Source organism: Serratia sp. BNK-12 (genome assembly GCF_047456085.1).
Lineage (GTDB): Bacteria > Pseudomonadota > Gammaproteobacteria > Enterobacterales > Enterobacteriaceae > Serratia > Serratia liquefaciens.
The window spans coordinates 1689825-1710969 of record NZ_CP179896.1 but is presented as its reverse complement, the minus strand read 5'-3'; the positions used below and the strand labels follow the sequence as shown (position 1 = coordinate 1710969).

Here is a 21145-nt window from a genome sequence, read left to right as displayed (position 1 = left end):
AGATACGGGAACGAAAAGCGCACAGGAGAAAAAATCTGACCCTGCATAGCCGGACGTAGAGCCCTTTACTCAGCGGGGGGAAATGAAGTTTTCAATGATTCTATCTATTGAGATTCCTCTATTTCATCCAAATCTTATGGTTTTTTGTTAAGCACGCTTCAATCGTTCTCGTAACCACAAGACATTTTTGGCAAAATATGCTTATCTTCAAAAGAACTCTAGGGAGGGTGTATGAGTGATAAGCAAACCAAAAACGCAGCACTTACAACCGCTTTAGCATTTCATTACCAAGTTTTAATAGGACTTGACAAATGTTTTTCTCTAAAAGATGAGCAATCCATTTGGTTTGAAAAAGATGGCGATGTCAGTCTTGTTAGCAATAAGATTGATAAATCTTCACAAACAGAGGTGAAGAACTACGCTGCCACTCTGACCGATCATCATGAAAACCTATGGAATACATTGAAGAACTGGCTTGATGTTAATTTCAAGCATGAAAATTATAGTGTTTTGATCCTACATACTACTCAAGCTTTCGGCTCAACAACTCGACTAGAGAAATGGAATTCTTTACCGCCTGAAGGCCGTCTTCAAATCCTTAAAGATATATTTGCTGAGAGATCTAAGGAAGAATTAGAAGCGGAGAATCCTAAAAATATTGTCAAATTACAAAAAAAAGTAATGGCGTCTCAGAATGAAAAATTGCTAGATATAATCACAAAGGTGACACTTTTTACTGAGGCTGACGATCTGGAAACTTTAAGAGAAAAAATCTTAATGAAGCCTATTGGTATACCTAAATATAATTTAGAACGCTACCTAGAAGGCCTAGTTGGATTTGTTTATGAGCAAGCTAGTAATTGCACGTGGGAGATTAGCAGAAAGTTATTTAATGCCAAATGTGAAGAGCTCACTGCATTTTTTCATAAAAGAGAATTTACTTTTCCGCCATTTAATGGTTATGATCCAACCAATCTGGAGATAGAAAAATATCAGGATAAGCTCTTCGTTAAAAAAATCATAGATATCGATCATCACGCAATGATTTCTGATGCTATAGGTAATTGGGTAGAGTTACAAAACTCATTAATTGAAGAGCTAGATGAATACCCTTTATATGCAAAAAAAACAAAAGCATATCAAAAACAGATTATAAAACGTTTTATTATTAATTACTCTTCAGCACAATTAACTGTAAATGATCCATTGAAAGATTCAAAAATCTTGTATAACAATACAATTAACGAGATGCCATTCAACATGGGAAATGACATTCCACCAATTGAATACAAAAACGGACTCATTCATGATGCTATGGACGATGACGAAAAAATATAAAATGGAAGGTTGAACCATGAGCGGCATTATCGATTCATTATACCAATTAAAGTACAATCCCTTCAAATTTAGTGAGTATTTTGTTTCGTTTTACTCATCTCTAAATAAAGTGGAAAATAATTTAATCCTAGCACCATTGGTCATTCCACTTTGTACTCATTCAATTTTTCAAACTAAACTTCAAGGTGCTGTTTTTGGAGATAGCAAAAAAAGCACTATGTGGTCAATATTCAATGACAGAGCTAAATTCTATGATCTACAAGAACGGCTGGAAGAGTTTAAACATATTACAGCACAAAGTATTCAGCATTGCTTAATTAACGACTGGCTAATAATTGATACCGAGAGCCTTACATTATATAGCGAAGATAGTTCAAAAAAATCAATTATATCGCATAAAAGTGCAATAAGCTTAGCAAAATTATTTAGTAATCATTCAGTAATTGAAATATTTGATTTCTTTGGAGTAAAACCACAATGAAGACATTTATCTATGAAATGGGCGTTATTGATAAAATAGGCAATAAGCACCCTGTTTATTTCAAAGAAGGGCTTAATGTCGTAACAGGTAAATCATCTACAGGGAAAAGTGCATTAATAGAGATTTTTGATTATTGCTTCGGTAGCGATGAATATACCGTTCCTAAAGGGGTGATTACGGATAGTGCAGCACTATACTACTTGTTTATAAAAATAGATGGGCAAAATATGGTGATAGCTAGGCGCCCTGACATTAACAATAAAGCATTTTTTCGCAGGGAAGAATCGTACTCCGCCGATACAATTAATGCTAATTACTTTGACAAGAATCTTTATATCGACATAGAAAGTTATAAAAAATTTATCACTGGATTTTTTTTGGATATGGATGATGTTGATGTCTCCTTATCGGCTAAGTCTAACCGGAAATTTAATAGTAAGGCCCCTACTCCATCTATTCGAAGTTTTACCTCATTTATGCTGCAACATCAAAACCTTGTAGCAAACAAACATGCATTGTTCTATCGGTTTGATGAAAAAGAAAAAAGAGATCAGGTCATAGAACATACAAAAATATTTCTCGGTTTAGTCGATCAAGAATTTTTTATTCTATCGCAAGAAAAAGAGAGGTTATCCCTAGAGTTTAATAAATTGCATCGGGAAAAAGAAAACAATGCACGTGTCGCTTCCAAACAAAAACAGAGACTTGCTCCTGTGCTCAATCAATTGTATGCCATGATGGGTTTCAAAAACGAACCTATTCCGCTAAATATAATTCTAATAAATCCCCGCGATGCCAAAGAAAGATTGGACAAAATAATCATTCCTGAAAAAATAAACTACAACTCTAATGCAGCAGTTGAATATTATAACCACCTAAAAACACAACTCAACTTAAAAGTTTCAGCATTAAGAAAACTCCAAAGACAAGCTTCATCCATTAGTAAAAACATTGAAGAAGAAAGACGTTTATTTTCTAATGGTAGCAAAATGAAATGGGAAGAGAAAATACAAGTAGCTTCTTCTGTATGTCCATTCTGCCATACCCAAAATAATGAATTATTACACAGCGCAAAAAGATTACAAGATGCTATTACTAAAGTGGTTCATAATCTTTCACACATTAAACCCATGAAAGCAAAATTTGAATCATCACTGATTGATGTAAAGCGTAAAATCGGAGAATTAAAAAATGAAATCACACCTCTAAATGAACAAATCTTAGTTATAGAAACATCAGAAAAACAAATATCTGAACAAAAAAGCTTATATGAGACGATACTTGTAGTAAAGGCAAGATTATTTATGTTATTGGAAGGAATTAGTTTAGGGGATGATATTGAACTGGATAGGAACATTGAATTTATAAAAAATGATATTTATAAAATTGATAAAAAACTAGCAAAATATGATATTAAAAAAGGCATTGAAAATGCCAACTTAAAAATAAATGCATATATGGCTGATATAGGAAAACACTTTGAGTTTGAGGAAAGCTACAAGCCAATTAATTTGCATTTCTCCTTCGAAACATTCGATCTCTACCATTTGACTGATAAAAAAGAAAAAATTTATTTAAGGTCCATGGGTAGTGGCGCCAATTGGCTTTATAGTCATATTAGCCTATTCCTGGCCTTGCATCGCTATTTCGCAGAGCTAGGAAAAAAATGTTCAATACCCTCCATATTATTTTTAGACCAACCAACTCAAGTATATTTTCCTAACTTTAGAAGAGATGAATCGGTAACATTCAATGATGTTAAAGTAGCAGAAAGAAGCGACAGAGGTAAAAGTGAACGCGATCTTGATGATGACATCAAAGCTGTAGAAAATTTATTCAGCCAATTATCTTCATATTGTGATGAAATTAAGATTTCTACTGGTTTCGCACCTCAAATAATTGTCACTGACCATGCAGATGACCTCATACTATCCAACGGCATTGAATTCGAATCGTTAGTCAATGGAAATCGATGGAGGAATAGAGGTTTAATCAATCCAGTTCCAAATATGGGGTTATCGTAGAATAACCGTGACAACATTTTACAAGGATGGTAAGCAAAAGGCTGAAGTCGCAACAACTTGATGGCTACGACTAGACCATATAGGGAAAATGATGGAAACTTTTCACAATCCAGATCGGTTCATGTCCGACCTACGACAGGTTCTTTCGCAGGGTCGTAAAAGGATAGGTTTGCTCATCGGTGCAGGAGCACCACTTGCTGTACGTGTAAATGAAAATAATCAAATCGACCCGCAGGGCAATTCCTTAATACCAGGTGTTGAGGAGCTGACCATCCGGGCAATTTCTGGCCTTTCTGGCAACCAAGCTGCTGCAGTTGATGCAATTAAAAAAAGCTTGGGTGATAAAGCAAATATTGAATCTATCCTCTCACGCATTCGTTTATTGCAGCAGGCATTAGGCGATACAGAAGTTCAAGGGTTAGATTCGGATGGTTATAAAGAGTTAGGAAAGGAAATATGCAAAAGAATTGGTGAAATTGTTGGTGTCAGTTTGCCAAAAGAGCGTACCCCCTATTCTGAGCTGATAGCTTGGATCACGGGAACAGTCCGTTCAAATTCTGTTGAAATATTTACAACAAATTATGATTTTCTTTTTGAAGAAGCATTCGAGAGAGTAAGAAGTCCTTATTTTGATGGGTTTTCAGGAGGTAGCAAACCCTTCTTCGATCCTGTATCCGTAGCCGGTGATGACTTACCTGCACGTTGGGCAAAATTATGGAAAATGCATGGTTCTCTGGGCTGGGCACTAGAAGAAGGAGCGGTGGTTAGAGGACATGGAAAAGAAGCCACCGAACTCGTCTACCCTGACCATTTGAAGTATGACCTTACTCAAAAGCAGCCGTATTCAGCACTTTTCGAAAGATTGAAGCGATTTTTACTTACTCCAGACTCGCTTTTGTTGGCAATTGGATTTTCGTTTCGAGATGCTCATATTTGCGCAATTCTAGATGAAAGTCTGGCTATGAATGCTAATACTGCTGTATTGGCATTCCAATATCAGTTATTAGAAAAAGAAGATGCGGCTGTTAAATTAGCGAGCGATCGTCCTAATCTAAGTGTCTATGCAGCGGATGGTGCAGTAATTGGAGGTATTCCAGGAAATTGGCGCCCTGGAGAATTACCTAAAAACTGGGGAAGCATTCGTGAAAGCTTTTGGGCTGCTCGTTGGCCAAAGACCCCTCCGGTGTTTCTTTTGGGAGACTTTGCCGCTTTTTCCCGTTTTTGCGCTTTAGCCCAAGCAAATGATCTGATTCTGCAATCACTCAAAAGAGATGAACCAGATACCACTGCTGATAAAAGCGATGACAACACAAGTCATGGTAATGAAACTGAGGAAACTAAGGAATGAACAGCAATGATCCAACTTATTTAGGTATTGTTAGTGCCGTATCGGGAGCAACACTTACGGTGAAACTAGCTGAGTCCTTAGATTCTGGCTTTGCTTTAATTAGCGGGCATACATACCGTGTTGGTCAAGTTGGAAGTTTTGTTCGGATTCCTCAGGGATACCAAGATTTATTTGGAATTGTGTCCGATGTTGGAGCAACAGCAGCACCAGTACCATCAGATGTTTCCGGCATCGACTCTGGAAGATGGATGAAAGTGCAGCTTGCGGGTGAAACCATTGGTGGTCAATTTGAGCGAGGTCTGAGCCAGCATCCCAATATCAATGACGCTGTACATTTAGTCACTGAATCTGATCTTCGGCGTATATATGGATCAATAGGCGATGACCAAGTCGTCATAGGACATCTAGCAAGTGCTGAAAATATAGAGGTACGACTATCGCTAGACGCACTAGTCACTCGCCACTCCGCAATTCTTGGATCAACAGGGTCCGGTAAATCTACTACCGTTGCAAGCCTCATAAGATCTATTATTCGAAAAGATGAAAATCCTGGTTCTCCTGGCGCACGTATTCTCATGCTAGATATCCATGGGGAATATACTAAAGCGCTAGCAGATGTAGCAAAAGTTTATAGCGCAACACCTGGGCCAGGGCAAGAATCCTTATTTGTTCCTTATTGGGCCTTAGAGGCAGGAGAACTACTCGACTTTATCGCGGGAGGGCTTTCAGAAGCAAACGAGATCGCATTTACTGATAAAATATCAGAATTGAAAGAAAAAAGTATTGCAAATTATCCTAAGGCAGGAGTTGATGCAAAAACTCTAACTGTCGATAGTCCGGTTCCTTTTAGCCTGAAGACGCTTTGGTATGAATTAATTGATATCGAAACCACAACTTATGTCGGAAAAAATAGAGATGAACCTGCATTAGAAGAGGCAGGTGATGCTGAGACACTCATTGCACCAAAATACCAGCCACACGGCAATGGCTCTGCGCCTCCCTTCATAAATAATAGAGCCAAAGGTATACGGCGGCCCTTAAATTTGCTTCGTTCTCGTTTGCTTGATCGACGATATGACTTTCTTTTACATCCAGGAAATTGGGAACCTCGCCTTGATGGCGGAGTTGATAATGATCTTGACATACTCTTACAAGGGTGGCTTGGGCACGATAAGCAAATTACAATTTTGGACCTTTCTGGAGTACCAAGTACTGTCCTCACGCGCCTCATTGGATCTATCCTCAGGATCGTTTATGAAGCATTATTTTGGAGTAGAGAAAAATCAGAAGGTGGGGTTGAACGCCCATTGCTAATTGTAATGGAAGAAGCTCATCGCTATTTGAGCCCCGATGCGGGAACCGTCGCCTCTGAGGTCGTGAAGCGTATCGCCAAAGAAGGCCGAAAGTATGGTGTCGGTGCTATGATAGTCTCCCAGCGCCCGGCAGAAGTTGACGAGACAGTATTGTCCCAGTGCGGAACAATCATTGCGCTGCGGTTGTCGAACCCCGCAGACCGTGCACGTGTCAAAGGAACTCTGCCAGATAACCTCGCTGGGCTGATGGATCTTCTACCGGTGCTTCGAACTGGTGAAGCAATTATCACTGGGGAGGCAGCTAGGCTTCCTGTGCGCTGTAGAGTTGCCTTGCCTCGCCGTGAGCATCTACCCCGAAGCAACGACCCCAAAGTAACTGAGGCTTGGTCGAGGCGACGCGTGGCAGAAGGATATGATCGAGTAGTAGCATCTTGGCGTAGTCAAGAAACAACCGCTGTAATCCAAGAACTTGATATTACTCGTTCACCAATTGAAGATGACCCTGAGGAGGGCTGAGAATGGAGCGTGATCTTGTATCTTCATCAAATATAATGTCTGCGGGATATGACCCTGACAATGAAACCCTAGAGATAGAGTTTAAAGGTGGTACTGTCTATCAATACTACAACGTGAATGCCCACCTATATGAGCAGTTCTCCGGTGCCGCCTCTAAGGGACAGTTCTTCAATGCTAACATAAAGAACTCTTTCCCATTTTCAAGAGTTGGATGATTTCAAACGTGTTGCCCAACTAGCAACACGTACTCTATTGCGTTAAAAATTTTTATATTAATTTAATTCATAAAAATCAACCCACTGGAGTGTTTATCATGCCTTATGCACGACGACCGACTAAGTGGGAATAATCAGTATGTCGGAAGAACTCTAAAAGTGAATGGTTCGGTTTAGCGGAATACTTACAAGTCAGTTTAGGGATCGGAAATTTTTGTACGTTAAGCACATTTTTCAACCAATCCAGATACGTAAGGGATTGATTTAGCGTCAGTGGCTATCGCTTTTAGGTTATCCGATTAAGACAAAATCCCCTGAAAACGCTGTATAGCGCGGGAGTACACTCTATTGCTACAGGTAAGCCTGTTCAAAAAACAGGCTTACCGTACAATAATTATACATATCCAAACTAACCCCTAGTAATAATACCACCCCATTGGCGCTTAAACTCACTGCAAGCCCGGACAACACTCCCACATCTGAAAAGTCTATGGGTACGGTACAGATGAGTGTTAATTGTTGTTTTGAGGCTGACATCCCTGACGTTGTTTCTCTAATAAATTATGAATAGTCTTGGTAAAGCCACTTCTGAATGCCGGAGTATATAACTCTCTTGCTTCTGAATTAAGTAATTCAAGATTATGAAAATCAATTTCTCTTTTTAATTCAGTTTCATGATAAAAAGATATATGCGGGATCGCCGGGACATCGAGCCTTGGAGAATGAATGAGTAACGGGCCAAGGTTCTTGGATGCTTTTACCACATCATCAACATTCCCTCTCAAGAAGCGATTGACAGCTGAAACAATTACATCAGCAGCTTGTAATCCTGATGATTTCGATGAATTACCGAAAATACTATACTGTTTTAGAATCTTACCAAACTGAAAGGGAAAAGAAGCATCTGCAACAGAAGAATGGTTTACACCAAATACTTTCATGCGTCGTTCCACTTCATCTTCAGGCATTCCAATACCAGAATCACTCACGCCAAAGTTTCTCTTGAACACCTCCATTTCTTCTGGCAAGTGTGGAATACCACGTGGCTCTCTGTAATAATCCAACTCAACAGTTTCAGGCATAAACTTTGAATAAAGCCATTCAAAGCTCAGAGGTGCGTTGTTTTTCCTGTCAAAAACCCACTCAAAGCGGGATAATTCTCGCGGATTACGGCGCAGATAAAAGGTAATGGTTTTATCCAGCATATGTGAAATCAAATACGACTGAATAACAACCTGATTATATTCCTGAATGCTTAAAGAATTGATGAGATTTCTTGTTTCTTCAAAAGAATGGTTAACCTCGGAAAACTCATCAGGCGTAAGGCCATCCCTGATTTTTTCAATATATCTAAGTCTGCCATCAATCTGTTGTTTCATGTGGCGACGGGTTAACTCATCATCTAATGATGTACGATTGACGGTCATCGCATGAAACGTGCAATCCAGTTTCAGTAAAGCGGTGATAAAATCGGCAAAGCAATCATGAGAAGGGTCTGGCCTTTTGAGATTTTTAATCTCCTCAGAAGAAGGCACGTTCAGTTTCGACTTAAGCTCCATTAATGCAGCACTGACTTTTTTTTCATTCTTATGGGGTACAGTTAACGCTCCAACTGTACCCCATGCTTTATCAATGGTGGCTAGATCGTTACTTGAACTGAATATCCCTGACTCATCAATATATATTTTCATTATATATCCCTTTTAAATAACGTTATAAGACAGGAAAAAAATATGATAGTTACAGTCATTCTTACTTACCGAGTGACTTTAGCATCTCATTCTTTTTGTTCAGCAGTTCTTGACAGAAAACTTCATACTTTTCATCATCTAAGAACTCATCTATTACCTGAATGATTCTCTCATTATTAGTTGAGTTTAAATGTTTCTTGATGACTGCCTGCTCGAAATCCCGCCACCACCTACCCTCATCAGACATCGCAGCCTGATCGGGCAAGCCATTAAACCGTTCTTTATTCTGATAAATTTTATCAATATCGAGCAGCGCAACAAAGTTAGGCTTTAAATGCAGAATATGTGAGTTCTTATAAAATTCAAAACGCTGGATTGCTCTTTTGGTGTGATCATCATTTTCAACTATAAAAATTGCTTGCTTCTTACTTTCAGTAAGTAACTCCATTAATCTCTCAGACTGGTACAGACCTCCTAACGCAATGGCCTTCAAATCCGCGACATTAATTTTTTCCTGCAAAGCTTTATTGCTAATGAAGCAGTCGATAAAAAGCTCATCTACCTTCCCCTCAACAAACAACGTTATTTCATCTGATGTAACGCTGTTCTTTCTTTCTTCATTGGCACTTTTCAGTATTTTTGCGACGCCAGGAATAGATGTGGCCCGTGGGAAAAGAGGAAGCCACCCTTTACTGTTGCTCCAGATGACTGGAAGCGTTGTATTTGGGGTGTTATGGTCAAACGCCAGTAAGCCACCCAGCTGAGAAAATCCCAGTGTGGATGTTGATACGACCCTGTTATATTTTTTTATGATTTCCAGTGATGCATTACGCTCCGATACCGGCATATCTTTATAAAATACGCCGTCAAGATTAGCCACAGTATCTTTTGAACAATATTCCAGAGCCGTAACAACGGTGGCGCCTGTTTCTTCAATTACATGTTTTATTCCATCTTCGTAACCTGCAACCGTCAGAACAAATAAATTACGGGATTTTGTTAATGAATACACCTCTTCAGCAACCCGCTTAACTTCATGAGCAATGGTTTTTCCTGATCCAATGACATCATCGACCAATACAATATTTTCAATCTTGGACAGGTCTAGTTTATCTTCATCATCATTTGACACGAAATCCTTTTCTGATAAACCTACCGTTGTCCTGTAATGATAAGCTATCAATGAGCCACTTTTGGCCGTGTTTCCTATTGCTGCAAAAAGGGTATTATATTTCTCCATCGGAGAACCTTTTTCCGATATTTTCCTTATTAATTTTGTGTGTGCAACTTCCAAAGCCGACCTAATGCTGTAGGAATCAAGAATATCAATATTGTTGAGAATTCTGACAGCTAGGGGATAATGTTCAGCATCGAACTGCATAACCCATTTGATTGCATGATCCAGTGAAACCTTGACGGGCCATGAATCTATTATTTTTTCGATTTGTCCGACTAAAACGTTTAAGTTATTAGGCAATGCGTTGATCATTATAATTCCTGTATTTTTATTGAATGTACCAGGCTACAAAGCTCATTATATATCAGGCCTGCTGCGCAGAGTTAAGCACTCACTTCAGCGGGCATGGATACCCTGCCCACCTTAACTTTTCGTCCGCCGCCGCCTCCCACTCTTTAAACAGCAGGTCGATTGTGCTCCGTACTATCGTGCTTACTATAACGTCGTCCTCTGCATCCCGGAAGTATTCATCCCTTATTTCAATCTCGGCCTTGAGTCGGGCTATTTCAGCGGCCAGCTCGTCGTCAGTCATCCCTGCATATTTTGCCATCTGTGCTCCTTTTCCTTTCGTATGTATCGTCACACACCATTAATTCTTCAGCGCGTGGCGATCAGCGCCCGCGCGTCCTCCGGCGTCATCGAGAACCGCACGCCGAGCTGGCGCGTCACGTCCAGCGCCATCACCCGGCAGTACCACTCGGTGCTTTTCTCATCCTTATGGCCCATCAGCGCCTGGATCACCTTCTTTGGCACGCCGTGCTGCACCAAGTGCATCGCAAACGAATCCCTGAACGTTCTCGTGCACAATGAGGTAACGATCACCACCTATGGTAGAGCGCTCAAATTAGTTTTGCGAACCCCGCAACTATTGGTGGTCATTTTGGTGGTCTTGACAGAAAGGGAATTCAGGTTTAGCTTACTTATTAGCCAGTTAATGGCAAAGGCGATCCCAGTCAGAGGAGCCATATTAAAGACGCCCGCTTAAGGAAACTTAAGCGGGCGTTTTGCTTTTGTTTTTCTATTTAATTTAAAGCTTCAGCTCAGAATAGCTTCCAGCCTGCCCAGCACCTCATTCATGATACTGTCAGGTATACGTTCCAGTCGTTTGCCGCTACGAGCCCCCCAGATCAATGGTTCTGGGCTGGTCGCTATTTTTAGTCGGACTCCTATGGCATTTGCCTTAACGTGACGAGGCGTACGATAGAAAATTATTCTCATCATTCAAATGATTATGACAATCAGATAAACAAAATGCGGCGCAGATTCCGGATCATGCTGCGCCGGGAATATCTCAGCGATAACGCGAAGGCCTGATTTGCTCTGGTGCGATACCGAGCGCTTCGGCAATCAGCACCCTCACCTCGCCTTTATCCCCTTTCCATTGGCCTGTTCAGTTGCCCGTTTCTGCCCGCAGGATGCCGCTGCGGATCGGTAAGCCCAGGGGGTTGGCAACTCTGCCGATACCCGCCGCTGTCGGATCATGAAGATAGCTCATGTGGTAATGAAATTTAGTCGCTTTCACTCATCCGATGGCTCTGGCATAAAATATGCAACATTAACTTATTGACAACATGAAGACTGATGAGTGAACAAACCAGTAACTTCTACGAAATCAAGAAGCCAATTCAGTTTTCATCTCAGAACTTAGGGTGCAACATCGCGATGAGCAGAGACTTTACATTTACGATTAAGCGCAGCCTTTTCGATGAGGATTATAACCCCTCTGAGAGTACGCGTATCACCACCAATTTTGCCAATTTGGCCAGAGGGAAAAATCGCCGGGAGAATCTGCGCAACACATTGGTAATGATTGATAATCGTTTCAATACGTTAGCGCATTGGGACAACCCAAAAGGCGATCGTTACTCTGTCGAGCTTGAAATTATTTCTGTCGAGATGAGTGTTGAAGGCAATGGCAATACCTTCCCAGTGATTGAAATATTAAAAACCAACATTATTGATAAAAAAACTCACCAGCGGATTGAAGGCATTGTCGGGAATAACTTCTCTTCTTATGTGCGAGATTATGACTTCAGTGTATTGCTGCTGGAACACAACAAAAACCAACCTGGGTTTAGCATACCAGATGATTTTGGCGGCCTGCACGGCAACATATTTAAGTATTTCGTCAACTCAACGGAGTACAAACAGAATTTTAAAAAGTCACCGGTAATCTGCTTAAGCGTCTCAAGTAAAGACACTTATCAGCGGACGGGTAACCAACACCCTGTATTGGGCATAGAATATCAGCAAAACGACTCCTCTTTGACTGAGAAGTATTTCGAAAAAATGGGATTACAGGTTCGCTACTTTATGCCGCAAAATAGCGTTGCGCCTTTGGCCTTTTATTTCTCCGGCGATTTGTTGAGTGATTACACTGATATTGAGCTTATCAGTACCATCAGCACGATGGAGACTTTCCAAAAAATTTATCGGCCTGAGATTTACAATGCGAACTCTGCCGCAGGGCAATATTATCAGCCAAGCCTGAATCAGCAGGATCATTCATTGACAAAAATTGTTTATGACCGAGAAGAACGCAGCCAGTTGGCTATTGAGCAGGGGAAATTTACTGAAGAGCATTTCATCAAACCCTACAAGAATATTCTTGAGCAATGGTCTGCTCACTACGCTCTTTGATTAATCGAAAATAAAAGGTCATTTATTATGAAAATTTTGCTCCCAACTTCTACTGCCGGCAGTTTGCCGAAACCTTCCTGGCTTGCACAACCTGAGACACTTTGGTCACCGTGGAAACTGCAAAATGAGGAATTAATTGAGGGAAAACAAGATGCCCTGCGCTTGTCCCTGGAAGATCAACTGCGTGCAGGCATTGATATTGTCAGCGATGGCGAGCAAACGCGCCAACACTTTGTCACTACGTTTATCGAACACCTGAGCGGCGTTGATTTCGAGAAGCGTGAGGTGGTTAAAATCCGTAATCGCTACGATGCGAGCGTACCAACCGTGGTTGACGCTGTGGCGCGTCAAAAACCCGTTTTTGTGGAAGATGCCAAGTTTTTACGTCAGCTGACCAAGCAACCTATCAAATGGGCCCTGCCAGGCCCGATGACCATGATCGATACGCTTTATGATAACCACTATAAGAGCCGCGAAAAACTGGCCTGGGAATTTGCCAAGATCCTCAATCAGGAAGCCAAAGAATTAGAGGCTGCGGGCGTCGATATTATCCAGTTTGATGAACCCGCCTTTAACGTTTTTTTTGATGAGGTGAATGATTGGGGGATCGCCGCACTGGAAAGAGCCATTGAAGGGCTTAAATGTGAAACAGCGGTACACATCTGCTACGGCTATGGCATCAAGGCTAATACGGATTGGAAGAAGACGCTGGGATCAGAGTGGAGACAATACGAAGAAGCGTTCCCCAAACTGCAAACGTCGAATATCGATATCATCTCGCTGGAATGTCATAACTCGCATGTTCCTATGGATCTGCTTGAACTGATCCGCGGTAAAAAAGTGATGGTCGGGGCCATTGACGTGGCGACCAACAGCATAGAAACTCCGGAGGAAGTGGCCAATACATTGCGGAAAGCCCTTCAGTTTGTCGATGCCGACAAACTCTACCCTTCGACCAACTGCGGCATGGCGCCTTTATCGCGTCGGGTAGCCACAGGCAAACTCAATGCCTTAAGCGCAGGTGCAGAGATCATCCGTAGAGAGCTCTCAGTAAAGTAACTTCGCCCAATACCCTGCTTTCGGCGGATAAATGTGCGAAGTGGTAAACCCTATTTGAGCCCGCTCAGGGAAACTTGAGCGGGCTTCTCGCATTTTTATCCGCCAACGTTGCTACGCGTTGCATCAGTTTGCGCAGTGCTGCGCCTTTTAGTCTTTTCTCAACGCGACACACGTTCATCACTTAACTTCCCCCTCACTATCGCCAGTAGAGTAAGCGCTATGAAATTTTTCAGACACCTTGTGCGTACGCCAAATTTCGTACAAGATACGGAGATAAGATGGGATTCAGGGACGTAAAAAAGCTCGCTATACACTGTCTTCAGCAAGGCGCGTATGACCATGAGGTACGTGGCAACATCGATGTCAAGAATCTGTTCGCCACTGGTCAGGTTGATAAAAACGAGGTAATCGAACTTATCAGGAAAACTTCCGGAGACGCATATCAGTGCCGTCCACATCATCAGGATGCCGCTACTGACGTTCACATTCTTCAACCCTGGAAGTCCGGTTGCTACTGGTACGTAAAATTTTATTTTATGGAACCCGACGTCATCTTTATCAGCGTGCACCAATAAATCGACAAGGAGTTCAAAGTGAAAATTGTTAAAGAAGGCGATACGCGTGCCGTTCTGTGTCACCACTGCGGGAAATCTATCGCGACTTATCGTTTACGCGATGTGGACTTCAGCGATCGGCGTGGCACGGTGAAGAATATTCTGGCCGCGGTCTGTAACCAATGCGACGCCGTGGTCAGTGTCCCTGCTCAATCCACACCGCAAATTAAAAGCGAGTTTGAACAAAGCAAGTCGGCGCTGGAAGTCCGGGTTCCGGCGCACTATCTCGATATTCTTAACGTCGCCACGCAGAAAATAGATGCTTCACTGGGCGAAGATTTTCATAAGACGCTGATCCTGTATTACCTTCATGCGCTGACCACCGGCTACTATCATCAGGAAGGACTGAAAGCGCTGTTAGGCAGCGAGCTGGCAAATGCCAAGGCATCCAAACGGCTGTCGATGAAAGTCACTAAAAAACAGCTGGCTGAAGTCAATAGCCTAATGGAACAACAGAACCTGATGCGAAGCTCCGACGTAGTCAAAGCGGTGATCCTGAAAGTTTGTCAGGATATCGTGCAAGAGAAAAATCTGGGCGTGTTGCCGGAATTGCGCAACCTCGCCGCCGCCATTTCCTGAGAATTTTTCTGTCGCTGAAGTGCCTAACGAACCTCAGGTGCGCTCTGTCATGCTGCCATCGGGCCCCAGGTTGTCAGTCAGGATCTTCAATAACGCGCGAACTTTCGGCAGCGCCTGCCGGCTCTTGAGCCAGGCCAGATTAATCGGTAATCCATCGGTTGCCAGATGAGGCAATACCTCCACCAGCGAACCCTCTGCAAGCTGCCGTTTCACCAACCAGGTAGGCAACTGCGCTATGCCGTGCCCGGCCAAAACGGCGGTAAGCTGCCCTTCTGCATCGCCGATAGCCACCCGCGCCGGTAGCACCCTTTTCTCGCTGTTATTCGCCTGCACGCCGGCAAAATGCCAGGGGGTGAGCATACCGTTGCCTTCGCCGTAAACCACGCAGCTGTGATTATCCAAATCCTGTTCGTTGTTCGGCACGCCGCGCTTTTTCACATAGGCCGGTGAAGCGCAAAAAATATGCCGCTGCGCCCCCAGATAACAGTGTCCTAAAGTATTCGGCCAAATATCCGCGCCGCCGATACGCACAATAATATCGATCCCCTCTATCGCAGGATCGACAAAGCGGTCGGAAAACGAAATATGCGGCATTAACAGCGGATGATGCTCAATCAGCTTGAGGATCACCGGTAAAGCATGCAGACGACCATAGGCGGCAGGAAGATCGATACGCACCCTTCCCCGTGGCTCGGCATTTTCAGCCTGCATGGCAAGCTCCGCCTCTTCCAGCTCGCCCAATACGCTGGTGCAGGTGCGGTAAAAGGTTTCCCCCGCGTCGGTCAGTGAGAGACGCCGCGTGGTCCGGTTAAACAAGCGAACCTGCAGCCGGCTTTCAAGACGGGCAATGCCTTTGCTGATGGCGGAACCGGTCAAATTCAGGCGTTCTGCGGCGGCCGTAAAGCTGCCCAGATCGGCTACGCAGACAAACAGATCGATACCTTTGAGTCGTTCGGAAGAAAACATAGTCCGTCACCATTAATGAATTTAATTCCATAAACTCGGTAATTTATAGCCTAAATAGGAAATTTATTCCCCGTAAACTCGATCTGGTAATACATCCTCAGGGCCAGGCCCGATTCAACCACAGACCATGACAAGAGTTTATTGATGAGCATAAACAAACCAAGGGTGCTGATTACCGGCGCCACCGGCCAGATAGGCGGCGATACTTTGCGTAACCTGCAGGCAGACACCACCATTGCGCTGGTGGCGGCGGTACGCTCCCCGAAAAAAGCCGAACCTTTTACCGCTCAGGGCATCAACACCGTCATTATGGATTTTGATCAAGAAGAAACGCTGGCGCCGGCGCTGCAGGGTATTGACCGCGCCTTTCTGGCGACCGGCTATACCGTCGACATGCTGCGCCAGAGCAAGGTGTTTCTCGATAAGGCGAAACAGGCCGGGGTGCAGCATATTGTGCACCTCGGTGCCTGCGGCCGCGACGACACCACCATTGCTCACTGGGCCTGGCATCAATTGATCGAACGTTATATTGAGGCATTGGGTTTCAGCTTTACGCATTTGCGGCCGGAGTGCTTTATGCAAAATCTGATCGGCTACGGTGGCATTCCCGCGGTGGTCAACGGCGTCATTCAGCAATACACCGGTGATGCTCCCTTCAGTTGGGTCGACGGCGAAGACGTCGCGCTGGCGGCAGCCTGTTCACTGCTGCACCCTGAACAGCATGCGGGCAAAACCTATCGACTGGGTTATGACGCCAAATCCTATGGCGAGATTGCGGCCATGTTGACGGAAATACTGGGCCAGCCATTTCGCTATGAAGCGCTCGATTACCGGATTTTCCTGGAGAACATGCGGCAATCTGGCGCCGAAATGGCTTATATGAACTGCGTTGGCGACAATCTGCGCCGCATTGCCGAACGCGATATTCCCGGCGTTGAAGAAACCTTTGACAACTTCCCGACAATTGCCGGCAAAGAGCCGGTTCGTTGGCCAGAGTTTATCCGCAAACACCGGGCCGCTTTCGCCTATTAATTCCTTTTTTATCTGGCCCGTTTGGGGAAAACCAGGCGGGCTTTAGCTTTACATCTGCCCTGCGCCACTTAGGCTCACCATCAGAAAAATTTTTTAAATATAAATTTATCAATCAGATAAAAAAACACCCCGCCCGAAACGACATTGTGGAGATATTGTGAATTTGCACTTTCCTTACAATAAATGAGAATAGTTATCGTTATCATAATCATTCAATAATATTTGCACATACTTTCAGGGATAAGATGCATGATTTACACACACTCTTTCAAATTGAAACCAGGCGCGATTTTGCTGGCGGGATTAATTAGCGGGAGCGGCTATGCTGCCGATGATTTGGCAGCGGAAAGTGAGGAAATAGTAGTTTTGGCGCCGGCGGAAGAACAATTAAAACAGCAGCCTGGCGTTTCCATTATTACCGCCGAGGACATCGCCAAGGATCCGCCGGTCAACGATTTATCCGACATCATCCGCAAAATGCCCGGCGTGAACCTGACCGGCAACAGCGCCAGCGGCAGCCGAGGCAATAACCGCCAGATCGATATACGCGGCATGGGGCCGGAAAATACGCTGATTTTAATCGACGGCGTCCCCACCACGTCGCGCAATTCGGTTCGCTATAGCTGGCGCGGCGAAAGGGACACCCGCGGCGATACCAACTGGGTGCCGGCGGAAATGGTTGAGCGCATCGAAGTGCTGCGCGGGCCTGCGGCGGCGCGTTACGGTTCCGGTGCCGCCGGCGGCGTGATTAATATCATCACCAAACGCCCCACCAATGACTGGCATGGCAGCCTGTCGCTGTTTACCAATCAGCCTGAAAACGACAAGGAAGGCGCAACGAAACGCACCAACTTTAGCCTCAGCGGCCCGTTGGCCGGCGACGCGCTCACCATGCGCCTGTACGGCAACTTTAACAAGACCGACGCCGATGCGGCGGATATCAACACCGCGCAAAACGGTTCCTATGCTGCCGGTAGCGAAGGCGTACGCAACAAAGACGTCAACGCCCTGTTCTCGTGGAAAATGACCCCGACGCAGATCCTCGATTTTGAGCTGGGCTATAGCCGCCAAGGCAATATCTACGCCGGCGATACCCAGTACAGCAACGGTAATCTCAGCCCGAACGATCTGGTTTCGTCGCTGTACGGACAAGAAACCAACCGCCTGTATCGCCAGACTTACGGCATCACCCATAACGGCATCTGGGATTGGGGCCAGTCACGCGTCGGCGTTTACTACGAAAAAACCAACAATACCCGTCTTCAGGAAGGCTCTACCGGGCGTGTCGAAGGGATGATCAACAGCGACCAATTCAACACCAGTCGGCTGAAAAATGTCAGAACCACCGGTGAAGTGACGCTGCCGCTCAACCTGTGGTTCGAACAAACCATGACCCTGGGGGCCGAGTGGAACCGTGAGCAGCTCGACGATCCGGCCTCTATGCAGGTCACCGATGCCAGCGGCGTCACCATCGGCGATATCTCCGGCGATCCTTCCGGACGCAGCGCCAAAAACAGCGCAGAACTCAGCGCCCTGTACTTCGAAGATAATATCGAAGTCCTGCCCGGCACCCTGCTGATCCCCGGCATGCGTTTTGATTATCACAGCAAATTCGGCAGCAACTGGAGCCCAAGCCTGAATGCCTCGCAGGAACTTGGCGACCATTTCAAACTGAAAGCCGGGATCGCCCGCGTCTTCAAAGCCCCAAACCTGTATCAGTCCAGCGAAGGCTACCTGCTGGCCACCCGCGGCAACGGCTGCCCGGACAACATTGCGACGGGGAGCTGCTACCTGATGGGCAATGCCGACTTGGATCCGGAAGTCAGCATCAACAAAGAAGTCGGCCTGGAGTTCACCTATGAAGGGTTCAACGCCGGTATTACCTATTTCCGTAACGATTATAAAAACAAAATCGTTTCCGGGACCGATCTGGTGGGCTACGCCTCTAACGGCTACAACATTCTGCGTTGGGAAAATGGCGGCAAGGCGGTGGTGGAAGGGCTTGAAGGCAACCTGGTGATCCCGGTAGTGAAAGATCGGCTGAACTGGCGCACCAACGCCACCTATATGATCACATCGGAAAATAAGGATACCGGGAACCCGCTTTCCGTGATCCCGAAATACACCGTTAACACCATGCTGGATTATCAGGTAACCGACAAACTCTCGACCAACCTCACCTGGACATTCTATGGCCGTCAGAAACCCCGCGAATATGCCGAGATACGTAATGAAGTCGGTTCGCTGGCGACCAATGAAGTGGGAGCTTACACCGTGGCTGCGATTGGCGTGAATTACGATCTGACCAAGGATCTGCGCCTGAATGCCGGTATCAGTAACCTGTTCGATAAACAGCTGTACCGCGAGAACCAAGGGGCATCAACTTACAACGAACCTGGGCGCGCGTATTACGCCGGTATGACCCTGTCATTCTGATCGAATAAATAAGCAGGCCCGTTCGGGGAAAACCGGGCGGGCTCTTTAGGCTTTAAAAACTTCTTCTGGCCACCAGAAAAGCACCAATCACCAGCAACACAGCCCCCAGCAGCGCGGGCAAGTTTTCACGCATTGCCGCCGGCCCAGCCTTATAAATATCGGCCATCAATCCCGCCACCAACTGGCTGGCAACCAGTACGGCAATGGTGGTTGCCGCCCCCAGCTTCTGGTAACCCAAAATACCGGAAAACACAAAAAACGATCCCAATAAACCAGGTAACAACATCCACAACCGCAGGGAACCCGTGACTTCGGCCAGAGCCGTGACACCGTTTTTGGCAAACAGCAGGCCCATCAACAACACCAGGCCAACACTGGAGTTGATCACCAGCGTAATCAGCACCGTCGACACGCTCTCTGTAATGCGCACCATCAACAGGTTCTGAATGACCAGGCTGACCCCGGCCGCAACCAGCAGCAATAGCATGATATTCATAGAGATCTCGGTTTTCGCTGTGCCATTAGCGCTTTGGTGGGGCGCTGGCGTCGTCGAGCTTCAGCTGCAGGAAGGTCAAATCCAGCCATTTGCCAAACTTGGCACCCACTTCGCTCATGCGACCTACCATTTCGAAGCCCAGATTAATGTGCAATTGCACAGACGCGTGGTTGCCGGACTCAATCCCCGCCACCATCACGTGTTTGCCGATCGCCCGCGCCTGCTCAATCAGCGCAATCAACAGCGTTTTACCTACCCCGCCGCCGCGGCTGTCTCGCCGAACATACACCGAATGCTCGACGGTGTGTCGATAGCCGTCCCACGCCCGCCAATCGCCAAATGAGGCATAGCCCATCACCTCACCCGCTGCGTCAATCGCTACCAGCACCGGGTAGCCCATCCCCTGCCGTTCTGTTATCCACGCGGCGCGGTTTGCCTCGTCGACGCTAAGTTCATTCCAGATTGCCGTGGTGTTCAGCACGGCGTCGTTATAGATAGCGGCAATGCCTGCGCTATCGGTTATAGTCGCGTTACGGATAAGCATGTTGACCTCTTGGTTGACCGTCTACTATCATACTACGATATGGATAATAAATTAGACAACCTAAATCAGCGCATCGGCGCGAGGATCCGCATCGAACGTGAGGCGCGCCATTGGTCGCTGTCAGATCTGGCGGAACGGGCCGGCGTTTCACGCGCGATGGTGCACAAAATTGAACGCGGCGACAGTAGCCCAACGGCGATGTTGCTGGGGCGGCTTTCCGGCGCATTCGGTCTGAGCATGTCCAAACTGATCGCCCGGGCGGAAACGCAGGAAGGCCGGTTGATGCGTAAGCAGGACCAACCGCTGTGGGTCGATCCCGACAGCGGCTACGTGCGCCGCCATGTGTCGCCGCAGTCGGATATGCCGCTCGATCTGGTGCGCATTGAACTGCCCGCCGGGGCCGCGATCCCCATGCCGGCTTCGGCCTATGCCTTTATGCGACAATTGATCTGGGTTTTGTCCGGCTCGCTGGTGTTTCAGGAAGGCGAAACCCGCCATGAAATGGACCAGGGCGATTGCCTGGAACTTGGCCCACCGACCGACTGCGTGTTCAAGAATGAAAGCGCTGAACTCTGCATCTATTTGGTGGTGGTGATGAACAAGGCCTGAGTCGCTC

Annotated in this window: 19 protein-coding genes and 1 pseudogene; 12 read left to right on the top strand and 8 right to left on the bottom strand. The window is 45.5% G+C overall.

The features are described 5' to 3' along the window. The first annotated feature begins 231 nt into the window (after positions 1 to 231). The 6 genes from ACMGG1_RS07735 (at position 232) to ACMGG1_RS07710 (ending at position 7235) form a co-directional block, all read left to right on the top strand. On the top strand, positions 232 to 1338 hold the full coding sequence (locus ACMGG1_RS07735; protein ID WP_414161277.1) for a hypothetical protein: 1107 nt from the start codon (positions 232 to 234) through the stop codon (positions 1336 to 1338). Between the two features lie 16 nt (positions 1339 to 1354). Further along, entirely contained in the window at positions 1355 to 1819 is a 465-nt protein-coding gene (locus ACMGG1_RS07730; protein WP_009635194.1) for a three component ABC system middle component, read from the top strand. Then, positions 1816 to 3843: a DUF3732 domain-containing protein gene (locus ACMGG1_RS07725; RefSeq protein ID WP_414161276.1), complete on the top strand. Its 2028-nt coding sequence runs from the start codon at positions 1816 to 1818 to the stop codon at positions 3841 to 3843. The genes ACMGG1_RS07730 and ACMGG1_RS07725 overlap by 4 nt, the downstream gene beginning before the upstream one ends. A gap of 121 nt (positions 3844 to 3964) precedes the next feature. Beyond that, positions 3965 to 5191 carry an SIR2 family protein gene (locus ACMGG1_RS07720; RefSeq protein WP_325984450.1) on the top strand — a complete coding sequence of 409 codons (1227 nt, stop codon included), beginning with the start codon at positions 3965 to 3967 and terminating at the stop codon, positions 5189 to 5191. Next, positions 5188 to 7020: an ATP-binding protein gene (locus ACMGG1_RS07715; protein WP_120151010.1), complete on the top strand. Its 1833-nt coding sequence runs from the start codon at positions 5188 to 5190 to the stop codon at positions 7018 to 7020. Before ACMGG1_RS07720 ends, ACMGG1_RS07715 begins: the two co-directional genes overlap by 4 nt. Positions 7021 to 7022: 2 nt before the next feature. Further along, positions 7023 to 7235: a KTSC domain-containing protein gene (locus ACMGG1_RS07710; protein WP_009635198.1), complete on the top strand. Its 213-nt coding sequence runs from the start codon at positions 7023 to 7025 to the stop codon at positions 7233 to 7235. Between the two features lie 512 nt (positions 7236 to 7747). On the opposite strand, the gene ACMGG1_RS07705 is transcribed toward ACMGG1_RS07710, so the two are convergent. The 5 genes and pseudogenes from ACMGG1_RS07705 to ACMGG1_RS07685 form a co-directional block, all read right to left on the bottom strand. Further along, complete coding sequence (locus ACMGG1_RS07705; RefSeq protein ID WP_120151011.1) at positions 7748 to 8926, bottom strand: DUF3800 domain-containing protein; 1179 nt, start codon at positions 8924 to 8926, stop codon at positions 7748 to 7750. A 61-nt stretch (positions 8927 to 8987) separates the two neighbouring features. Further along, positions 8988 to 10415 carry a hypothetical protein gene (locus ACMGG1_RS07700; RefSeq protein ID WP_107759087.1) on the bottom strand — a complete coding sequence of 476 codons (1428 nt, stop codon included), beginning with the start codon at positions 10413 to 10415 and terminating at the stop codon, positions 8988 to 8990. Positions 10416 to 10494: 79 nt separating this feature from the next. After that, a complete protein-coding gene (locus ACMGG1_RS07695) occupies positions 10495 to 10713 on the bottom strand; it encodes a hypothetical protein (RefSeq protein WP_306124953.1) in 219 nt (72 codons plus the stop codon). A 47-nt stretch (positions 10714 to 10760) separates the two neighbouring features. Beyond that, positions 10761 to 10970: a tyrosine-type recombinase/integrase gene (locus ACMGG1_RS07690; RefSeq protein WP_414161275.1), complete on the bottom strand. Its 210-nt coding sequence runs from the start codon at positions 10968 to 10970 to the stop codon at positions 10761 to 10763. Positions 10971 to 11198: 228 nt separating this feature from the next. Beyond that, positions 11199 to 11310 (bottom strand): annotated as a pseudogene (locus ACMGG1_RS07685) (type II toxin-antitoxin system PemK/MazF family toxin); the annotation flags it as partial. Between the two features lie 515 nt (positions 11311 to 11825). On the opposite strand from ACMGG1_RS07685, the gene ACMGG1_RS07680 reads away from it, so the two are divergent. The 3 genes from ACMGG1_RS07680 to ACMGG1_RS07670 all read left to right on the top strand — a co-directional run bounded on the left by ACMGG1_RS07680 (position 11826) and on the right by ACMGG1_RS07670 (position 15055). Then, the gene (locus ACMGG1_RS07680; RefSeq protein ID WP_414161449.1) at positions 11826 to 12803 is read left to right on the top strand and encodes a DUF1852 domain-containing protein; all 978 of its coding nucleotides are present in this window, start codon (positions 11826 to 11828) and stop codon (positions 12801 to 12803) included. A 27-nt stretch (positions 12804 to 12830) separates the two neighbouring features. After that, entirely contained in the window at positions 12831 to 13862 is a 1032-nt protein-coding gene (locus tag ACMGG1_RS07675; RefSeq protein WP_400826097.1) for a methionine synthase, read from the top strand. 593 nt (positions 13863 to 14455) lie between these two features. Next, complete coding sequence (locus ACMGG1_RS07670) at positions 14456 to 15055, top strand: hypothetical protein (protein WP_046373148.1); 600 nt, start codon at positions 14456 to 14458, stop codon at positions 15053 to 15055. Between the two features lie 33 nt (positions 15056 to 15088). On the opposite strand, the gene ACMGG1_RS07665 is transcribed toward ACMGG1_RS07670, so the two are convergent. Further along, positions 15089 to 16021 carry a LysR family transcriptional regulator gene (locus ACMGG1_RS07665; RefSeq protein WP_115058490.1) on the bottom strand — a complete coding sequence of 311 codons (933 nt, stop codon included), beginning with the start codon at positions 16019 to 16021 and terminating at the stop codon, positions 15089 to 15091. 144 nt (positions 16022 to 16165) lie between these two features. Here ACMGG1_RS07665 and ACMGG1_RS07660 point away from each other — a divergent pair, with 144 nt between their 5' ends. Both ACMGG1_RS07660 and ACMGG1_RS07655 read left to right on the top strand, forming a co-directional pair. Next, on the top strand, positions 16166 to 17053 hold the full coding sequence (locus tag ACMGG1_RS07660; RefSeq protein ID WP_129982406.1) for an SDR family oxidoreductase: 888 nt from the start codon (positions 16166 to 16168) through the stop codon (positions 17051 to 17053). Between the two features lie 249 nt (positions 17054 to 17302). Continuing rightward, positions 17303 to 19489 (top strand): TonB-dependent siderophore receptor, encoded by a 2187-nt coding sequence (locus tag ACMGG1_RS07655; protein WP_400826100.1) that lies wholly within the window; start codon positions 17303 to 17305, stop codon positions 19487 to 19489. A gap of 52 nt (positions 19490 to 19541) precedes the next feature. Here the strand turns inward: ACMGG1_RS07655 and ACMGG1_RS07650 are convergent, their stop codons facing one another. Next, positions 19542 to 19985: a DMT family transporter gene (locus ACMGG1_RS07650; RefSeq protein WP_048762557.1), complete on the bottom strand. Its 444-nt coding sequence runs from the start codon at positions 19983 to 19985 to the stop codon at positions 19542 to 19544. A gap of 25 nt (positions 19986 to 20010) precedes the next feature. Then, a complete protein-coding gene (locus tag ACMGG1_RS07645; protein ID WP_048762556.1) occupies positions 20011 to 20529 on the bottom strand; it encodes a GNAT family N-acetyltransferase in 519 nt (172 codons plus the stop codon). A 39-nt stretch (positions 20530 to 20568) separates the two neighbouring features. Here ACMGG1_RS07645 and ACMGG1_RS07640 point away from each other — a divergent pair, with 39 nt between their 5' ends. Next, complete coding sequence (locus ACMGG1_RS07640; RefSeq protein WP_116690177.1) at positions 20569 to 21138, top strand: helix-turn-helix domain-containing protein; 570 nt, start codon at positions 20569 to 20571, stop codon at positions 21136 to 21138. Positions 21139 to 21145 lie beyond the last annotated feature (7 nt).